Here is a 17,885-nt window from a genome sequence, read left to right on the forward strand (position 1 = left end):
CGCCCCCGGGCGGGCGGGCTCCGGCGCAGGTCACGGCACGGCCCCCGAACAGGCGTCATGCCCCGCCGATGTCCATCAGCGAGGCATGACATGGGCGCACGCGCCCGTCTCCTACGTGCGGAGGTACCGCGGAGGCGGGCCCGCGAGGGCGGTTTCGGCCCTGGCGCGGGCCCTCCTCTCGTCCACGGTCGGTCCTAGCCCTGGACCGCGGCCTGGCCCTGGTTCACGGCCTCGGTCAGCGCCTCGCCCTTGTGCTGGACCTGCGCCTCGTTCTGGGCCTGCTGCTGAGCGGCCGGCTGCTGCTGAGCCGCGGGCTGCTGCTGAGCGGCCGGCTGCTCCTGAGCCGCGGGCTGCTGCTGAGCCTCCTGCTGCTGAGCCGCGGGCTGAGCCTCCTGCTGCTGAGCCGCGGGCTGCTGCTGGGCCTCCTGCTGCGCAGCACCCTGCTCCTGAGCGGCACCCTCCTGGGCGGCGCCCTCCTGAGCCTCGGCCTCCTCCATGGCCTCGGCCTGCTCCGGAGCGGCCGACTGCTGCTCGGCGGCGGGCTGCTGCTGAGCCGCAGCCTGCTCCTGAGCGGCGGGCTGCTGCTGAGCGGCCGGCTGCTGCTGAGCGGCGCCCTGCTCCTGAGCGGCGCCCTGCTCCTGAGCGGCGCCCTGCTCCTGAGCGATGGGCTGCTGCTGGGCAGCACCCTGCTCCTGAGCCGCCGGCTGCTCCTGAGCGATGGGCTGCTGCTGAGCCGCACCCTGCTCCTGAGCGATGGGCTGCTGCTGAGCCGCACCCTGCTCCTGAGCGGCGGGCTGCTGCTGAGCCGCGCCCTGCTCCTGAGCGGCACCCTGCTCCTGAGCGGCACCCTGCTGGGCGGCGCCCTCCTGAGCCTCGGCCCCCTCGGCGCCCGCGGCCTCGGCCCCCTGGGCGCCCGCGGCCTCGCCGCCCTCGACGTCCTGCTCGGGGCCCTCGACCTCGACCGTCGCGGGGCCGACCTTCTTGGCGTGGATCTTCTGCTTGATGTCGCCGGTGGTGACCGGCTTGTTCCCCATCACCGCGGCGGCGTCGCGCGACTTGTTGATCTCGGCGTAGCTGAGGTCGCCGGGGCCGCTCTCGGAGATGTAGCGGGGATTGATGTAGATGTTGATGTCCGACGGCGCCGCGGCCTCGGCCGAGGCCGCGGGAACGGCCAGGAGGCTGCCACCGATGGCCAGCCCGGCCACGGTCGCCGCACGAGCGATACGTTTCATTCCTTTTCCCCCTTTTGTGACGCTGGTTCGCGCAGTGCGAACTCAATGATCATAACAACTCCGTGACCAAACTTAAATCGGGGTGGCCTGATTTTCAAAATGCCCGCAAAGTGCGAAAATCAGGCTTACCGCCACTTGTGCAGATGAGAAGTCACGTCCCCTTTTCGGGTGCACCGCACCCCCGCGACCCGCCGACTCGGGCGAATGCGGTATGGCTCGCCGGAAACGGCCGCTACGGCGCGAACGGCGGCCCGCCGCCCGCGCCGTTGCGGCGCGCTCCGGCCGGGTCCTCGTCGTCCGGCGCGGCGGGAGGGCGCGCTCCGCGCGGTCCCTTCCGCGACGCTCGTGAAGCCGCTCCGCCGGGCCGTCCGAAGCGCGACCTCCGGCCTCCCCTGACGACCCGGAGAACGCGGAGGGCACGGAACGCCTGCGATCCGCGGAACCGGCCCGCGCGCCCCCTCCGGAGCCGGGTGTCACGTGGGCGGACGTCGACGGAGCGCCTGAACACGCCCCTGCCCAGCACCGCCACGTAGCCGAGGAGGTCGACCGAGTGCGCGGGCGGGGCCCGGGACTTCCACACCCCGGGGACGCCGCCGATGATCCCCCGCCACACGTCGAAGACGCCTCCCCAGGGCGCTCTGACGGTGTAGGTGCCGGCGAGCTTGAACTCGGTGCCGAGGCTCCAGGACCTCCGGGTCGCCGGCGCCTCGGTCTTCCCGTGGACGCCGCCCCCGGTGAGCGACACCGACTTCGACCGGAAACGCGTCCGGAAATTGCCCGTCTTTGCGTCCATGTAGGCCTGCAGCATGCCGTCGTGGCTGACCGTGAGGCCGAAGTCGGGTGGCCGGACGAATCGGAGCCTGCTGCTCATCGAGGCCCGCGCCTCGAAAGCCGGGCCGGGGTCCGGCCGCCCGACGGTCGAGCCCACGGAAAAGGAGCCGCCGACCCCGGCTCCACTCTCGAACGTGAATGCCAGGCCATCGCGGGTGAACGAACTCGTCACCCCGCCGCCAATTCCGCGGTAAAGGCTGAACTTGAGAACGATGCCGTCCCCATGCCCGGGAAGAGAAATGGCCTGCCGTTGCACAAGGGCGGCGTTCTGAACGGGATGCCCCTCCCGCGGCACCAGGTGCCGGGGAGGCGGGACGGCCGCCGGCACGGCCGCTCCCCCCCGCGGCGCCATCGACGCGCAGGACCGGGCGATGTGGCAGACGCACCCCCGGACGGAACCGGTCCGGCCCGCCGGAACGATCGACATCGCCGACGCGGTCAGGACCACCGCCGACACCGTGCCGATGCGGATACGCCTGTCGCTCCATGCTCGCTTCATGATCCCCAGACCACACCCCGGATTCACTCGCACAGAACAGCGATGCTACAACGATGCGTAGCTAAATGAATACATAGAGTAACTCTGGACGTCTTGACGCGACTTGGCGGCGTCCGCCGGGGATGTGCCGGCGAACGCCGCCGGAGCGGCGCCGGGGCGGGCGGTGTCCCCGTCCCCGGCGGCAGACATGACCACGGCCCGTCCGGGGCATTCGCCGGACGGGCCGTGGACGAGGGTCAGGACGCGGCGAGCTCGCGGCGCCGGTCGGCCCACTGCAGGGAGTGGCGGATGGCGTCCTCGATGGTGTACTCGGGCTTCCAGCCGAGCAGGTCCCACGCCTTCGCCGGATTCACGAACGCGCCGACGACGTCGCCCGGCCGGGCCGGGGCGTCCTCGGCCCGGAAGGAGTCGCCGACGACCTCGCGGAAGGCGGCGACGAGCTCGCGGACGGTCGTCCCGTTCCCGGTGCCGAGGTTGATCACCTCGTAGCGCGGGTGGTCCCCGACCGGCGGGATGATCGAGTCGAACCGGGTGGCCGCCTCGTGGAAGGCGCGGGCGATGTCCCAGACGTGGATGTAGTCGCGGATCGCGGTGCCGTCCCGGGTCTCCCAGTCCACCCCGGTGATCTTGAAGGGGACGCCGAGGTCGTAGCACTCGATCATCTTGCCGAGGGCGTGCGTGGGCTTGCTGCTCTGCAGGCCGGTGCGCAGCCGCGGGTCGGCCCCGATCGGGTTGAGGTAGCGCAGCGAGATGACGCGCAGCCCGTAGGCCTCGCAGAAGTCCTGGAGCAGCAGCTCCGCCATCATCTTCGAGCGGGTGTAGGGGTTCTGCGGTTCGAGCTCGGAGGTCTCGGTGACCGACAGATCGGGCTCGGGCCGGTACATCCCGGCGGTGGACGCGAAGATCATCCGGTCGCAGCCGTTGCGGACGAGGTGACCGGCGAGGTCGAGGGTCTTGGACAGGTTGACGCGGTAGTAGCGCAGCGGGTCCGCCATGGAGTCGGGCACCACGATCAGCGCCGCGCAGTGCACGGTCGCGATGATGTCGGGGTGGTCGCGGAAGATCTGGTCGACCAGGCCGCCGTCCCCGATGTCGCCCTGGTAGAAGATCTTGCCGGCGGTGAACTCCTGCCGGCCGGTGATGAGGCTGTCGAGCACCACGGGGGTGACCCCGCGCTCGGCGAAGGCGGAGGCGATCGTGCTGCCGATGAAGCCGGCTCCCCCTGTGATCAGCACTTTCATGTGGCATCCCCTGCAGGCCAGTGCGTCCCCTTGACATTCCAGCCACAGGATCAGCAGCCGGCCCCGGACGGTCAACGCCCGGCACTCCAGGTGACCGGGTCCGGACGCGTGTGAACCGGCGGGGGCCGCCCGGCGTCCGCGCACGGTTCTGTCCGGCGCCGTCACCAGCGGAGATCACGCAGTGTGCGGGCGCGGGTGATCGGGACGGCCGAAACGAAGTACAGCGTTTGCAGGATCCGCCGGGCCCCCGCAGCGGTCATGGTCGGTGGATGCAACCGATCCGCGTCCTCATCGTGGACGATCACGCGCTCTTCGCCGAGGCCCTCGCGGCGCGGCTCGGGCGCGAGCCCGATCTGGTGATCCTGCCGATCGCCGCCGACGTGCGGCGCGCACTCGCGCTGACCGCCACCGAGCGCCCGCGGGTGCTCGTCCTCGACATGACGCTGGGCGCGGAGAGCGGCCTGGAGGTCCTGGACCGGGTCCGCGAGCGGCACCCGGACGTGCGGGTCGTCGTGCTGACCGCGATGAGCGACCTCGACGCGATGGTGCGGGCGGTCCGCCGCGGCGCCGTGGGCTGGCTGGAGAAGACCGAGAGCGCCGACCACGTCGCCCGGGTGATCCGGTCGGCGGCGCGGCAGGGCGGCTGGATCCCGCCCGACCTGCTCGGCGAGGTGCTGCGCCGGCTGACGCTGGACGGCGGCGAGCAGGCCGGCGCCGGGCTGCTCGCCGAGCTGACGCCGCGCGAGCGCGAGGTCCTGCAGTGCATGGTGGACGGGCTCGGCCGCGCGGAGATCGCCGAGCGGCTCGGCCTGTCGGCCAACACCGTCCGCACCCACACCCAGAACCTGCTGGCGAAGCTCGACATGCACTCCGCCCTGGAGGCGATCACCCTCGCCATGCGGGCCGGCATGCGCCCCTCCGCGGACGGCTGACCGGGCGTCCGCCCTGATGCAAACGGCGTAGGGCGGGGTCGTCTTTTGGGCGATTGCTCCGCCGACGGGTCTTCCTACGCTCGCCGTGACGAAGCCGGAGGGTAGATCGTGGAGATCGACGAAGTCGCCGCCCGGGTGGTGCGCAGCTACTGGGCCCTGCTGCTGGCCATGACGGTTCTTCCGCTGCTGCTGGTCGGGGTCGTGATGAGCGGGACGGAACCGCCGTACGTCGCGCAGTCGCGGCTGCAGGCGAGCAGCAGGGCGACCGACGCGGCGCCCGGGGACGCGGGCGTGTCCATCGTTGTCAGCCAGGTGAAGGCGTTCGCGACCAGCGAGAACCTGCTGCGCGAGGTGCTCGGGCAGCAGAAGGTGAACCGGCCGACGGTCAAGGTCGCCAAGGCGATCGAGGTGACCGGGCTCGGCACGTCCACGGTCGTGCAGCTGTCGGTGAAGGACGCCGACCCGGGCGTGGCGCGGCGGCTCACCGACGCGATCGGCGCCGCGGTCGTCAAGGAGATCAACGATTCCAACCAGGGCTCGATCAAGCAGCAGATGGACGACATCGACAAGCGCGTCCGGTCGCTGGAGAAGAAGCTCGGCCCGCTGTCGCGGCGGGCCGGCGCGCAGCCGAACCCCGACATCGGCGCCGCGAACGAGCGGGAGCGGGTGCAGGCCGAGCTGACCGACCTGCGGTCGAACCGGTCGGATCTGCAGACGCAGCTGTCGCAGTCGGGGACGGCGTCGGTGGTGCAGCCGGCGGTGCTGGCGCCGCGGACGAACCCGGTCGTGATGATGGCGGCGATCGCGGGGCTGGTCGGGCTGATCGGCGGGATCCTGATCGCGGTCGTGACGGAGATGGTCCGGCCCACGATCCCGGGGCAGCGGCGGGTCGCGCGGCGGCTCGGGGTGCCGCTGCTCGGCTGGTCCGACAAGGGACCGGCGCGCCTCGCCGACCTCGGCCGCCGCATCCGGCTGGCCGCGAAGAAGGAGGGCGTCGGGCGGGTCACGCTGGTCGGCGCGCCGGGGCCGCTGCCGGCCGAGCTGGTGTCCTCGATCGCCGCGGCCGTGTACGGGGACGAGACGAAGGTCGTCAAGGCGCGGCCGGGACGCGGCCGGCCCGGCGACGCCGGCGAGGGCGAGGGCGGCGACGGTGAGCGGCCGGACGGGCCGTCCCTCAACAGCGGCGGGCCCGGCGGCGGCACGAAGAGCACGTCCGTCGTCCGCGCCGGCGGCACCGCCGTGATGTCGAAGAAGTCGGCCGAGGTGTCCCCCTCGGAGGTCACCCAGCCGGTCCCGCTCCGCCAGCTCTGCCATGTGCACGCGTTCGAGGACATCGATCCGGGCTCGGACGAGGAGGTCGGCGTGGTGGTCGTGGTCGGGCCGGTGACGCGGGTGTCGGGGCTGGAGACCGTCCGCGACCTCGTCACCGCGTCCGGCTGGCCGCTGCTCGGCGTCGTCGCCACGTCCCGGAAGATCAAGGGGTAGCAGATGAGTTCGTCCGTACCGTTCACGATCCCGTCGGTGTCCGGCGAGGTGTCCGACGCCGTCGTCAAGGTGCTCGACTCGGGCTGGATCACGACGGGGCCGCAGACGGCCGCGTTCGAGCAGGAGTTCGCCGACCACCTCGGCGCCGCGCACGTCGTCGCGGTCGCCTCGTGCACGACCGCGCTGGAGCTGTGCCTGCGCGCGCTGGACCTGCCGCCGGGGTCGGCGGTGCTGACGCCCAGCCTCACGTTCTGCGGCGCGATCAACGCGATCCTGCACGCGGGCCTGCGGCCGGTGCTGGTCGACATCGACGAGGACACGCTCGTCCCGAGCCCGGAGACGGTCGCGGCGGCGGCGGGGCGCTGCGCGCCCGCCGCGATGATCGTGCAGAACCAGGGCGGCTACCCGGTGGACGTCCCGGCGCTCGCCGAGGCGGCCGGCCTCGACCGGACGCGGGTCGTCGAGGACGCGGCGCACGGCCCCGGCGCCGGGCGGGACGGAAAGCCCGTCGGATCGGAGTCGTTCGCGGCCTGCTTCTCCTTCTACGCGACGAAGAACATGCCGATCGGCGAGGGCGGCGCGGTGGCGTCGTCCGACCAGGAGTTCGCCGACCGGGTCCGCGCGATGCGGATGCACGGGATGAGCAAGGACTCCTGGAAGCGGTACCTGCCGGGCGGAAGCTGGCGGTACGACGTGAAGACGGTCGGGTTGAAGGCCAACATGACCGACGTCCAGGCGGCGATCGGGCGGGCGCAGCTCGCCGCGCTCCCGGGGTGGCAGGAGCGGCGCGCCGAGATCGTCGCGGCGTACGACGAGGCGCTGCGCGGGCTGCCCGGCCTCGTCCTGCCGCAGCGGGACCTCGACAACGTCCAGCACGCCTGGCACCTCTACCAGGTGCGGGTGCAGGACCGGGACGCGATCAGCGCGCGGCTGGAGGCGGCGGGCGTCGCGACCTCCGTCCACTTCATCCCGGCGAACCAGATGACGGCCTACCTGGAGATCCTGGGCGCGGAGGAGTGCGCGCAGGTGCCGGTGACCGACCGGGTCGGCGAGGAGCTGCTGTCGCTGCCGCTGTACCCGGGTCTGACGGCCGACGGCCGGGACCGCGTCGTGTCCGCACTCACCGAGGCCCTGCGGACCCGGAGCTGATCGTGCGAAGGTTCCTGCCGCGCCGCCGCACCGGGGCCGCACCCCCCGCCGCGGTCCCGGCCAGCCCGCTGGCCCTGCTGATGGGACGGGACGAGGTCGTCATGGCGGGGCATCGCGGGCGGCGGCTCGTGCGGGGCCGGCGGGTGCTGGTCACCGGGGCGTGCGGGACGGTCGGCCGGGCGCTGTGCCACCAGGTGCAGCGGCTGGAACCGGCCGCGCTGTGCCTGGTCGACCGGGACGGCGCCGGGCTGGCGCGGCTGCGCCGGGCGCTGCCGGGCGTCACGGCCGCGCGGGCCGACGTCCGGGACGAGCGCCGGGTGGACCGGATCCTCCGGGACGCCCGGCCCGACCTGGTCTTCCACATGGCCGGGCGGAACGCGCTGGCGGACGTCGAGCGGGACCCGTGCCGGGGCGTCGCGGTGAACGTCCTCGGCACCCGGCACCTCATCGACGGCGCGGTGCGGCACGGCGTGGAGCGGCTCGTGCTCGTCTCGTCCGACAAGGCCGCCGACCCGACGTCGGTGTTCGGCGCGACGATGCGGCTCGGCGAGCTGCTGCTGCGGACGGCGACGGGCGGCCCGACCTGCTTCGCCGCCGTCCGCGTCGGCAACGTGCTCGGCACGGCGGGCCCGCTGCTGGACCTGCTCGCGCACCGCATCGCCTCCGGCGAGGTCGTCACGATCACCCACCCGGAGGTCGCCCGCCACTTCATGACGGTGGAGGAGGCCGCGGGGCTGCTGATCGAGGCCGCGGCGATGGCGGAGGAGGCGGAGACGTTCGTCCTCGACATGGGCCGGCCCGTCCCGGTGATCGACCTCGTGCACCGGTACGCCGAACAGCTCCGGCTGCCGGAGGTGACGATCCGGTTCAGCGGCCTCGGCCCCGGCGAGAAGCTCGCGGAGAAGGTGTTCGCCGACTCCGAGCGCCGGATCCGCACCGCCCACCCGAAGATCTGGGCGACCCGCCCGGCCGCGCCGCCCGCCGGGCTGCCGCAGCTGCTGGACGAGCTGGAGGCCGCGGCCGGCGCCGGCGACGACGGCGCCGTGCGGCTGCTGCTGCGCCGGCTGCTGCCCGAGTACCACCCGGCCCGGCGCCCGGAACCGTCCGGCGACCCCCCGCCGCCCGGCCCGTCCTGCCTCTGCGACGCGGGGTGCAGCCCCGACCCACCCGGCCTGTGAGGTGTGCACGTGAGTACGACCAGGAAGCTCAGAGTCGCCACGGTGATCACCCGGTTCAACGGGGGCGCCGGCCAGGTCGCGCTGAACGGTGCGCTGGCCCTCCCGGACGGCGACTACGAGCGCGCGATCGTCACCGGTGGCGTCGGCATGGACAGCACGGCCTCGTCCACCGGCAACGGCGTCCTCTTCGGGGACGAGGCCGTGGCCAACGCCGCCGCCGGTGACCTCACCCCCCGGGCGTACGCGGCCGGGATGGAGATCGTCCAGGTGGGGCCGCTGGTGCCGCAGATCTCGCCGCGCGACGACCTGGCCGCGCTGCGCACGCTGACCCGCGTGCTGGCCGAGGGCCGCTACGACGTCGTCCACACCCACAGCGCGAAGGGCGGCGTGATCGGACGGGTCGCGGCGGCCCGCGCGGGCGTGCCCCGCATCGTCCACACCTGGCACGGGTTCCCGTTCAACGAGTTCCAGTCGTGGGCGCGGCGACGCGTATACATAGGCCTCGAACGGATCGCCTCCAAGCGCACGGACGCGTTCCTCGCGATCGGCTCGGAGACCGTGACGACGGCGCTGCGGCTCGGGCTGACGTCGCCGGAGCGGGTGCGGCTGTCGTGGCCCGCCGTGGACGTGGACGCCTACGCGACCGCGCCCGGCTCCCGCGCCCAGGCCCGCCGCCGCCTCGACCTGCCGCTCGGCGTGAAGGTCGTCGGGTCGATCGGCCGGCTGACGTTCCAGAAGGGCCCGGAGATCTTCGCGAAGGCGATCGCCCGGCTGCCCGACGACGTGTTCGGGCTGTGGGCCGGCGGCGGGCCCATGACGGAGGAGCTGGAGAGGCTCACCGCGAAACTCGGCATCGGCGAGCGGATGCGCTGGCTCGGGCACCGCGACGACATCGCCGACGTGCTGCCCGCGTTCGACGTGATGGCGATGGCCAGCCGGTGGGAGGGGCTGCCCTGCGTGCTGGTAGAGGCGGTCGGCGCGGGGATCCCCCTGGTCGCGACGGCCGTCCCGTCCAACCAGGACCTGGTGCTCGCCGGCGAGACCGGCATGCTCGTCCCGCCCGAGGACCCGGACGGGCTCGCCGCGGCCGTGTCGGCGCTGCTGGACGACCCGGCCGCCGCCGCGCGGATGGCCGGGCGCGCCCGCGCCCGGGTGGGCGAGTGGTTCTCGCCCGAGCATCTCGGGACCGTCCTCGACGAGACCTACCGCGGGAACTCCAGGCGCCCATGACCGCGACCATCGAGGCCCCCGCGCGCGGCGGCGCCGAGCGGGCGCCCGCGCCGCTCAAGCGCGGCGCGCGGCTGACGACCGTCGTGCTGGTCGGGGGGATCGCCTCGCTGCCGATGCTGATGCCGTTCGGGCTGCCGCCGGGCCCCGGCAACACCGGGCTGCCCGACCTCGCGCTCATCGGCGTCACCGCGGTGGCGATGCTGTGGGCGGGCACGCGCAAGCTGCCCGTCCGGTGGCCGTTCCTCATCCCCACGCTGCTGACGATCATCGCGGGCGGCATCGCGGCCATCGTCAACGACGCCGGCGCGCTGACCCTGGTCAAGGACCTGTTCGTGCTGCTGTGGGGGGTGAGCCTCGCCAACCTCGGCCGCGACCCGTCCCTGCTGCGGGTCGCGCTCCGCGCGTTCGTCGCCATCGGGACGTGCTACGCCCTCGTCATGATCACCGGCTTCGTGCTGGGCCTGGACGCGCTGTCCGGCAAGCAGGTCGACGGCGAGCGGGCGATGTTCACGTTCGGCGATGCCAACTACGCGTCCAACTGGTTCATCTGCATCTTCTTCATCGCCCGCGCGACCCGCTACCCGGGGACGGCGTGGCGGCGGTGGGCCGTCTGCGGGATCCTGCTCACCGCCGAGCTCCTCACCGGCTCCAACGGCGGGCTGCTCGCGCTCATCATCGCGATCCTGCTCGGCCACCTGTTCCGGCTGGTCCGCGAGGGCAGGGCGCACCACGCGATCGCCATCGGCGCGTTCGCCGTGTTCGTCGGCGGGGCGGGCGTCACGGTCGTCACGCAGGTGAACATCCAGCCGCTGCTGGACCAGGCCAGCCAGACGTCCCCCATCCTGCGCGACTCCATCGGCCGGACGACCGGGGAGAGCACGAACTCCCGCAGCACCGTACTCGCCACCACCATCCAGATGATCGAGGAGCAGACGCACCCGTGGGGCATCGGTCCCGGCCAGACCGAGAAGGAGATGCTGGTCCGGCAGGAGACCTATGTGCGGGAGGCGCACAACGACTACGTCGCCTCCGTCCTCGAACGCGGCTTCCTCGGGGGCGTCGCGCTCATCGTGCTCGTGTTCGTGCTGCTGCTGAAGTGCGTGCGGATCGCCCGGCGGAACGCGCTGACCGGCGAGTACGCGCGGCTCGTGCCGCGACCCGAACTGTTCGGCGCGCTCATCGCCGTCTTCCTCATCTCGGGCCTCTTCTACGAGACCCTCCACTACCGCCACGGCTGGGCCGTGTTCGGCCTGATAGCAGCGCTGGACCTGTCTCGATCCGCCCAAGGAGGCGGCCTCTTGGCGCCCCCATCGCGGGCGGGACGCCGTGCGGCCCCCGGGCCCAGAGCGCCCTCCGGCCGCCCGGACCGTGATCCGGGGCCGGGGTCGCCGCCCAAGAGCGATGAGGCCGTGCCCCTTGCCAAGGCGCCCTCTCCGAAACCGCCGGAACCCGCTCGTGTGGAGGGCGGGAGTGAGACGGCGGTCGCCACACTGCCCGTCGAGGACGAGCCGCCTCCCTCCGGTCGCGATCCCCGGGGCAGGGCGATCAGGCGGCGCCTGCTGGCGCTGGTGGCGGGGAACATGGCGGGACGGATCGGGGCGCTCGCCTCGCTCGGCATCGCGACGATCATGGTCGCGCGGATCGGCGGGCCGAAGCTCGTCGGGGCGTTCACGCTCGTCCGGATCCTGCCGGGACTGCTCTGCCAGCTGTCCAGCGCCGGGCTGCCCGGCGCCGCGCCGTTCTTCCTCGCCCGCCCCGACTACGACCAGAGCCGGGTGCGGCCCACGCTGGCGTGGCTGACCGTGATCGGCGCGACGATCTCCGGGTTCGCCTGGCTGGCCCTCAGCCCGCTCATCTACCTGGTGTTCTTCAAGTCGTTCGGCATCTGGGTCGCGATCGCCGCCGCCGCGCCGTCGTTCACGCAGGGGTTCGTCTCGGTCGGCAAGGGGCTGCTCCAGGGCACCGACGACCAGCCCGGCGCGAGCCTCGCCATCGCCGTCGAGGAGTTCGTGTTCCTGCCGATCTACCTGGTGATCCTGACCGGCTGGTACGGGCCCGGCGCGCTGATCACCGGGCTGGTGCTCGCCGATGTCGCCGCCGCCGCGTGGATCGTCCGGCGCCTCGCGCGGCGCGGGTTCTTCGCCGGGTGGGGACGCCCCGACCGGCGGCTCGGCCGGTCCATCGCCGGATACGGGTTCCGCGGCTACCTCGGCCAGCTCATCGACCTGCTCCAGCTCCGGTTCGACATGGCGCTGCTCGGCGCGCTCGCCGGCCCGAAGGTCCTCGGCGTCTACACGGTCGCGAGCAAGTTCGCCGAGCTGGTGCAGCTGCCGGGGCTCGCGGTGAACTACGTCCTGTACCCCGACTTCGCGAAGGAGGACCGGGAGACCGCGACGAGACGGACGTCCCGCCTCATCCTGCCGGCGCTCGCCGTGTCCGCGCTGGCCGCGCTGCCCCTCGCCCTCATCGCCGGGACCGCTTTGCCCTGGGTCTTCGGGGACGTGTTCGACGACGCCGTCGTGCCCACCTACATCAGGCTCGCGGGCGTCGTCACGTTCGGCGTCACCGGACTCGTCATGGCCTACCTCTACGGGGTCGGGCGCCCCGGCGCCGCCTCCACCGGGCAGGGCATCGGCCTGGTCGTCGTCGTCATCCTCGGCGCGGTCCTGATCCCCGCGCACGGCGCGATCGGCGCCGCGATCGCCACGTCCCTGTCGTTCGTCGCCACCACCGCCGCGCTCCTCGTCTGGTTCCAGCACGTCAAGAACGCCGGGGCCGGGGCCACCGCGGCCACGGCACCCGCGACCCAAGGCCCCGCACCCGTAGACAAGGGGTGACCGACATGTCCGAGCTCGTAAGCCGTCCCGTCGACCCGTCCGACGGCGTCCCCCCGTCCGCGGCGCGCCGCGTCCTGGACATCGCCGGCGCGGTCACCGGGCTGCTGCTGCTCAGCGTCCCGCTGCTGCTCCTCTTCCTGCTGGTGCGGCTGTCCAGCCCCGGGCCCGGGGTGTTCCGGCAGACCCGCGTCGGGCAGGGCGGGCGGCCGTTCGTCATGTACAAGTTCCGGACGATGCGGCAGGGCGTCGGCGGCCTCACCGTCACCGCCAACTGCGACCCGCGGCTGACGAAGGTCGGCAAGCTGATGCGCCAGTGGTCGCTGGACGAGCTGCCGCAGCTGGTGAACGTGCTGCGCGGCCAGATGACGCTCGTCGGGCCGCGCCCGGAGACCTACGACCTCGCCGTGCACTACGACGCGGCCAGCCGGTGGATCTTCGACCACCGGCCGGGGCTGACCGGCCTGTCGGAGGTGCGGTTCCGCGACTTCGACGTGCTCGGTCCCGGCGAGGAGGTCGACCTCGTCAACTACATCGAGCGGATCGTCCCGGCGCGGATCGCCGTCGACGCCGTCTACCTGCGGGACCCGTCGATGCGCGCCACGCTCGGCGCGCTCTGGGACACGGTGAAGCACATCCTCCGCATCCCGGTCCCGCCGCTCCCGGTGCAGGTCGCCGGGGGCGTCAAGGACGCCCAGGACGCGGCGCGGCGCACCGCGGAGGAGCCCGGCTCCGCCGCCTGACCACCACCATCGGGGAGTGACGTCATGGACATCCGGGACGTCCGGTTCAGGATCTCGGCCGTCGTGGTCACGGTCGTCCTGGCGGCCGGCATCCTCTTCTACCTGCAGTACCGGGCGGACCGCTACCGGCCGTACCGGGGCCCGCTCGCCTCACCGGGCACGCCGGCCGCCGAACCCGGCAAGACCCGCCGGATCGCGCTGAACACCGAGCCGTCCGACTACCCGCGGCTCCGGGCGCTCGGCTACGACCTGGTGGACGTCAAGGCGGACCCGGCGCTCGTCGCCGGCGTCCCCGACGGGATGCAGGCGCTGCTGTGGGTCGGCAACTTCACCTGCGGCGGCTTCGAGCTCGGCTGGGACGCCTTCACGCAGGCCGTGCACCGGTACGGGCAGGACCCGAAGGTCTACGGGTGGTACCTGTCGGACGAGCCGAACCCCGGCGACTGCCCGAAGATCGCGCAGGAGATCCGCCGCCGCGCCGCCTACGTCGAGCGGCACGCGCCCCGGCAGATCTCGTTCATCTCGCTGACGGACTGGCCGATGAAACCGGTCACGCCGAAACGCACCGGCGTCGACCTCGTCGGCCTCGACCCCTACCCGTGCAAGGGCTCGGCGAAGACCCGCGAGCACTGCGACATCGGCGCCATCGACCGGATGGTCCGGATGGCGGACGCCGCCGGCATCCCCCGCGACCGGATCGCGCCCGTCCTGCAGACGTTCGGGCAGAGCTGCTCCAAGGGCGACCGGAAGTACTGGATGCCCACGCAGGGCCAGTTCCGCAAGATCCTCGCGCGCTGGGACAGGCTCACGCCCCGCCCGCCGCTGGAGATCTCCTACTCCTGGGGCCGCCAGGACGAATGGGCCTGCCCCTCCCTGTCGGACGCCTACGGCGGCGACCACCCCGACCTCCAGAGCCTCATCAAGGCGCGGAACCTGGCCCGGAGGTAGCCGGAGGTGCGGTCGCCCGGCCCTCCGGAGAGGCGCGCGGGGCTACTGGCCGGGTTGGTCGGCCACCGCGGGGCGTTGATCGGAGTGGGTGGGGACGGGGAACTCCAGCGACCCGAGTCGCAGGGCCAGGATCTCCATCACGGCGACGGTCAGAATCAATCCGACGGCCCACAGGCCGACCTTCTTGCGGTTCAACCCGCGCACCCCTTCAAACCCCGTACGAGCAGGCAAGAAACCTAGCACAGGTAGATCAGAAACCCCGAGTCGGACACACCGCATATGTCCGACTCGGGGCTCCGGTCAGGAGACGGGGCTCCGGTCAGGAGACCTTCCGGCTCGTCAGGTTCGCGGCCCGGGCGTTGACACAGTTGCCGGTCGCGAGGTCGAAGGCGAAGTTGTGGGCCAGGCAGTGGATCTGGCCGTCGCGGACGACGGCGCCGACCGCCAGGTCCTCGCCGGCGTGCGGGCAGTAGCGGGGGATGTCGTAGCGGGCGCCGTCGCTCTCGACGGTGATGCGCTCGCTCTCGTCCCGGCCGGTCTCGTACGCCTCGACGGCCTGCAGCGCGGGCGCGTTGGCGTGCTTGAGCAGGCCGACGAGGTAGTCGTTGTAGACGTCCGGGTCGCGGTAGAGGCTGACCCGGAAGGAGATGAGCAGGTCCTCCCACGCCATCCGGCCGGACAGCACGCCGTCCAGCCAGCGGCCCGCGGTGGTGATCCGGTAGTGCGGGCGGACGTCCGGGGACGCCTGCGACACCGTGAGGCCGCCCGGCGCGAAGTCGACGTCCCAGACGCCGCCGTTCGGGCCGGTGATGTCGAACCGGACGGTCATCGAGATCTGTTCGAGGAAGTAGTCGCTCAGCCCGCCGAGGTAGGCGAAGTGGGCGGTGAACCGGTCGAACAGGTCGGGACCCGGCTCCGGGTGCTCCGCCATGACCTCGGCGAGGGCGGCGGCCCGGTCGGCGGTGTACCGCCTGAGATAGGCCTCCCGGCCGGCGTCGGCGAACGAGAACTCCGCGGACACCGGGTCCCGGATGATCTCGCCGGTGTCCAGGTCGACGGTGTCGCCGGGCTTGAAGTAGTCCCAGCGCTGCCCCGGCAGGTGCTCGCGCAGCCACGCCGTGGCGGCCTCGGGGTCGCAGAACGCGCCGTCCGCCTGGTCGAGCACCCAGTTGAGGTGCTCCACCTCCGCGCCCAGGAAGCACGGCGGCCCGGCGAACGGGACCGCCAGCTCCGGCTCGGTCTGCCGGACGAGGCGCTGCGCGGCGCGGAGCTTGGAGGTGCGCTTGGCCATCGAGACCCTGGCCATCTCCTCCGGCGGGTACTCGTAGCAGATCGGGTGCCAGGACGCCCCGGACGCCTGCAGGGCCATCAGGTCCAGCCGGCCGCCCGCCAGGTGCTTGGCCCGGCGGGCCTGCGCCGCGGTGAGCCGGGCGTCGTTGCAATGCAGGATTCCGCGCCCGTCCGCCACGATCAGAAAGGCGGCGTCATGACACATGGGAGACAGTTCAGGAATAACCGTGATCCAGGAGCCCCGATTGTCCAGAGGGAATTTCTCCCACGGCTGGATCTCGATTACCTGGCGGCCGCCCGCGGCGGCCGTCATCCGCTCCCGGAACGCGGGTCCGGGATAACACGGAATGAGGATCCGGGTTCGCACGGGAAGGCGGTCCAGGACCCAGGGATCGAAGTGATCTAGATGCTCGTGCGAGACCGCCACCCAGTCGGCGTCGAGCACCGGGGCGAGATCCAGATGATCGTTTCTCGGATACTGGTGCCAGGCTCCGAGAAAGGCCCCCGTTGGAGCGAGCCACGGGTCCGCGAGCAGGTGGAACGCGGTCGCGTCCACCGCCACCCCCGCATGTCCGAGAAATGTGACCGTCGGCATGTCCAGACTCTCTCTCCCAGGCCCCGCCGGCACACCCGCCGGAATGCGCAAATCGGCTACGCCACCGGCATGAAAGAAATGCTCGCGTGCTGTCCCTATTAAGGCTGTGACGTCCCTCCGAAGAGCGAAGTTTACGTTCGTGGGGCGATGACCGCTTCTGGTCAGAGACGGGTCTCTTGCGGCCAATTGACTGGACATCGGCGGGCCCTCCGGGTGACCGTCGACAGGGTGCTGGAATAGCGGACGGGGGTCCTCATGAACAACGGACGGGCTCGGTCCTCCCCGGCGGACGATCCCGCGGGCGTGGGGACGCTCGCGGGCACCGGGGGGCACGGAGCCTTCGACGACCGCGACCGGGCGGGCACGTCCGACCGCGGCGGGCAGGTGCTGTGGAGGCGGCGCCTGCGGCACGACATCCGGCACGAACTCGGAACGATCATCATGCTGGCCTCGGCCGTCGTCGTCGCGGAGGACGTCGGCGAGACCAGCCGGGCCCGCATCGACCAGCTGCTCGGCGAGACCCGGTGGCTCGACCACCTGCTGCGCCGGCTCGACGAGGACGACGACGACCAGCCGCTGCCCAGCCCGGAGCGGATCCGGGTGGACGAGCTCACCGTGGAGGTCGTCACCGGCATGCGCCTCGCCACCGCGCACGAGGTGTGCTTCACCGGCACCGAGGCGTGGGCCCACATGGACCCGGTGGCGCTGTGGCGCGCCGTCCGCAACGTCCTCGACAACGCCTGCCGCGTCGCGGCGGGACGGGTGAACGTGGGCGTCGAGGCCGGGCGGGGCTGGGTCGTCATCCAGGTCGACGACGACGGCCCCGGCTTCGGCGCGGGGTGGGGGCGGGCCCGGCCGGGCCTGGCGTCGCTCGGGCTCGGCATCGTGCACGACCTGATCTCCGGGTACGGCGGCAGCCTGGAGATCCGCACCTGCGAGATGGGCGGGGCGCGCGTCCGGATGCTGCTGCCGGCGGCACCACCGCCGGACGAGGCCGCGGGCGTCCTCACCGACACCGGAGCCGACGACTGGCGGCCCCATCCATGAGAATGATCATCTGCGACGACCACGCGGTCTTCGCCGAGTCGCTGTCGCTGGTGCTGGCGGACGCCGGGCACAGCGTCGTGGGGGTGACCTACTCCCCCGCCGACGCGATGCCGCTGCTGCGCGCCAGGCAGCCCGACGCCTGCCTGATCGACCTGCAGTTCCCGTCCGGCACCGCGCTCGACTGGATGCCGCGGCTGCGGGCCTCCTCGCCGCGCACGCGCTTCGTCGTGCTGACCGGCTACCTGGAGCAGCCGGTGCTGGACGCGGGCGTCGCGGCGGGCGTGCGGGGGTTCGCGCACAAGGGGCAGCAGGCGGGCGACATCCTCGCCGTGCTGCGCCGGGTCGCGGACGGCGAGGTCGTCGTCGACCAGGTGGCGGCGCGCGGCGGCGGGGGCCGGCGCAGCCAGGCGCAGAAGGTCGCGCAGTTCCTCACGCCCCGGGAACGCGAGGTGCTGACGCGGCTCACCCGCGGCGAGTCCACCCAGGCGCTCGCCAAGGCGATGGGGGTGACGCGCAGTACGGCGCGCAGCCACGTGCAGAGCGTCCTCAGCAAGCTGGGCGTGCATTCGCAGCGCGAAGCGGTGATCGAGGCGGCCCGGCACGGCCTCGTCAGCGTGGAGACCGGGGAGTGGCTCGCGGGCTGAATCCACC

At 72.7% G+C, this 17,885-nt stretch carries 15 protein-coding genes; 10 read left to right on the forward strand and 5 right to left on the reverse strand.

Annotation, left to right across the window (positions count from 1 at the left end; genetic code table 11):
• Window positions 1-194: 194 nt before the first annotated feature.
• The 3 genes from K8Z49_RS20225 to galE form a co-directional block, all read right to left on the reverse strand.
• Window positions 195-1,232 carry a hypothetical protein gene (locus K8Z49_RS20225; protein WP_412520282.1) on the reverse strand — a complete coding sequence of 346 codons (1,038 nt, stop codon included), beginning with the start codon at window positions 1,230-1,232 and terminating at the stop codon, window positions 195-197.
• A gap of 232 nt (window positions 1,233-1,464) precedes the next feature.
• Window positions 1,465-2,103 carry a hypothetical protein gene (locus K8Z49_RS20230; RefSeq protein ID WP_152564004.1) on the reverse strand — a complete coding sequence of 213 codons (639 nt, stop codon included), beginning with the start codon at window positions 2,101-2,103 and terminating at the stop codon, window positions 1,465-1,467.
• A 695-nt stretch (window positions 2,104-2,798) separates the two neighbouring features.
• On the reverse strand, window positions 2,799-3,803 hold the full coding sequence (galE, locus tag K8Z49_RS20235) for a UDP-glucose 4-epimerase GalE (protein ID WP_024935524.1): 1,005 nt from the start codon (window positions 3,801-3,803) through the stop codon (window positions 2,799-2,801).
• A gap of 269 nt (window positions 3,804-4,072) precedes the next feature.
• Here galE and K8Z49_RS20240 point away from each other — a divergent pair, with 269 nt between their 5' ends.
• The 8 genes from K8Z49_RS20240 to K8Z49_RS20275 all read left to right on the forward strand — a co-directional run bounded on the left by K8Z49_RS20240 (window position 4,073) and on the right by K8Z49_RS20275 (window position 14,302).
• Window positions 4,073-4,735 (forward strand): response regulator transcription factor, encoded by a 663-nt coding sequence (locus K8Z49_RS20240; protein WP_021598428.1) that lies wholly within the window; start codon window positions 4,073-4,075, stop codon window positions 4,733-4,735.
• A 108-nt stretch (window positions 4,736-4,843) separates the two neighbouring features.
• The gene (locus tag K8Z49_RS20245; RefSeq protein WP_021598429.1) at window positions 4,844-6,220 is read left to right on the forward strand and encodes a hypothetical protein; all 1,377 of its coding nucleotides are present in this window, start codon (window positions 4,844-4,846) and stop codon (window positions 6,218-6,220) included.
• 3 nt (window positions 6,221-6,223) lie between these two features.
• The gene (locus K8Z49_RS20250; protein WP_412520285.1) at window positions 6,224-7,369 is read left to right on the forward strand and encodes a DegT/DnrJ/EryC1/StrS family aminotransferase; all 1,146 of its coding nucleotides are present in this window, start codon (window positions 6,224-6,226) and stop codon (window positions 7,367-7,369) included.
• Between the two features lie 2 nt (window positions 7,370-7,371).
• Entirely contained in the window at window positions 7,372-8,547 is a 1,176-nt protein-coding gene (locus K8Z49_RS20255) for a polysaccharide biosynthesis protein (protein WP_075020802.1), read from the forward strand.
• Window positions 8,548-8,556: 9 nt separating this feature from the next.
• Window positions 8,557-9,777 carry a glycosyltransferase gene (locus K8Z49_RS20260; protein WP_412520287.1) on the forward strand — a complete coding sequence of 407 codons (1,221 nt, stop codon included), beginning with the start codon at window positions 8,557-8,559 and terminating at the stop codon, window positions 9,775-9,777.
• Window positions 9,774-12,614 carry a lipopolysaccharide biosynthesis protein gene (locus K8Z49_RS20265; RefSeq protein WP_021597948.1) on the forward strand — a complete coding sequence of 947 codons (2,841 nt, stop codon included), beginning with the start codon at window positions 9,774-9,776 and terminating at the stop codon, window positions 12,612-12,614. Before K8Z49_RS20260 ends, K8Z49_RS20265 begins: the two co-directional genes overlap by 4 nt.
• 5 nt (window positions 12,615-12,619) lie before the next feature.
• The gene (locus K8Z49_RS20270) at window positions 12,620-13,354 is read left to right on the forward strand and encodes a sugar transferase (protein ID WP_143118363.1); all 735 of its coding nucleotides are present in this window, start codon (window positions 12,620-12,622) and stop codon (window positions 13,352-13,354) included.
• 24 nt (window positions 13,355-13,378) lie between these two features.
• Window positions 13,379-14,302 carry a hypothetical protein gene (locus K8Z49_RS20275; protein WP_021597946.1) on the forward strand — a complete coding sequence of 308 codons (924 nt, stop codon included), beginning with the start codon at window positions 13,379-13,381 and terminating at the stop codon, window positions 14,300-14,302.
• Between the two features lie 42 nt (window positions 14,303-14,344).
• On the opposite strand, the gene K8Z49_RS20280 is transcribed toward K8Z49_RS20275, so the two are convergent.
• Both K8Z49_RS20280 and K8Z49_RS20285 read right to left on the reverse strand, forming a co-directional pair.
• Complete coding sequence (locus tag K8Z49_RS20280) at window positions 14,345-14,497, reverse strand: hypothetical protein (protein ID WP_021597945.1); 153 nt, start codon at window positions 14,495-14,497, stop codon at window positions 14,345-14,347.
• A gap of 124 nt (window positions 14,498-14,621) precedes the next feature.
• A complete protein-coding gene (locus tag K8Z49_RS20285; RefSeq protein WP_412520290.1) occupies window positions 14,622-15,797 on the reverse strand; it encodes a Rieske (2Fe-2S) protein in 1,176 nt (391 codons plus the stop codon).
• 645 nt (window positions 15,798-16,442) lie between these two features.
• Between K8Z49_RS20285 and K8Z49_RS20290 the strand changes: the two genes are divergently transcribed.
• Both K8Z49_RS20290 and K8Z49_RS20295 read left to right on the forward strand, forming a co-directional pair.
• Window positions 16,443-17,234, forward strand: a complete 792-nt coding sequence (locus tag K8Z49_RS20290; protein WP_412520292.1) for a sensor histidine kinase — start codon at window positions 16,443-16,445, stop codon at window positions 17,232-17,234.
• Window positions 17,235-17,236: 2 nt separating this feature from the next.
• On the forward strand, window positions 17,237-17,878 hold the full coding sequence (locus K8Z49_RS20295; RefSeq protein WP_021597942.1) for a response regulator: 642 nt from the start codon (window positions 17,237-17,239) through the stop codon (window positions 17,876-17,878).
• Window positions 17,879-17,885 lie beyond the last annotated feature (7 nt).

Origin of the sequence: Actinomadura madurae, from assembly GCF_047130825.1 — a bacterium.
GTDB classification, from domain to species: Bacteria; Actinomycetota; Actinomycetes; order Streptosporangiales; family Streptosporangiaceae; genus Spirillospora; species Spirillospora madurae.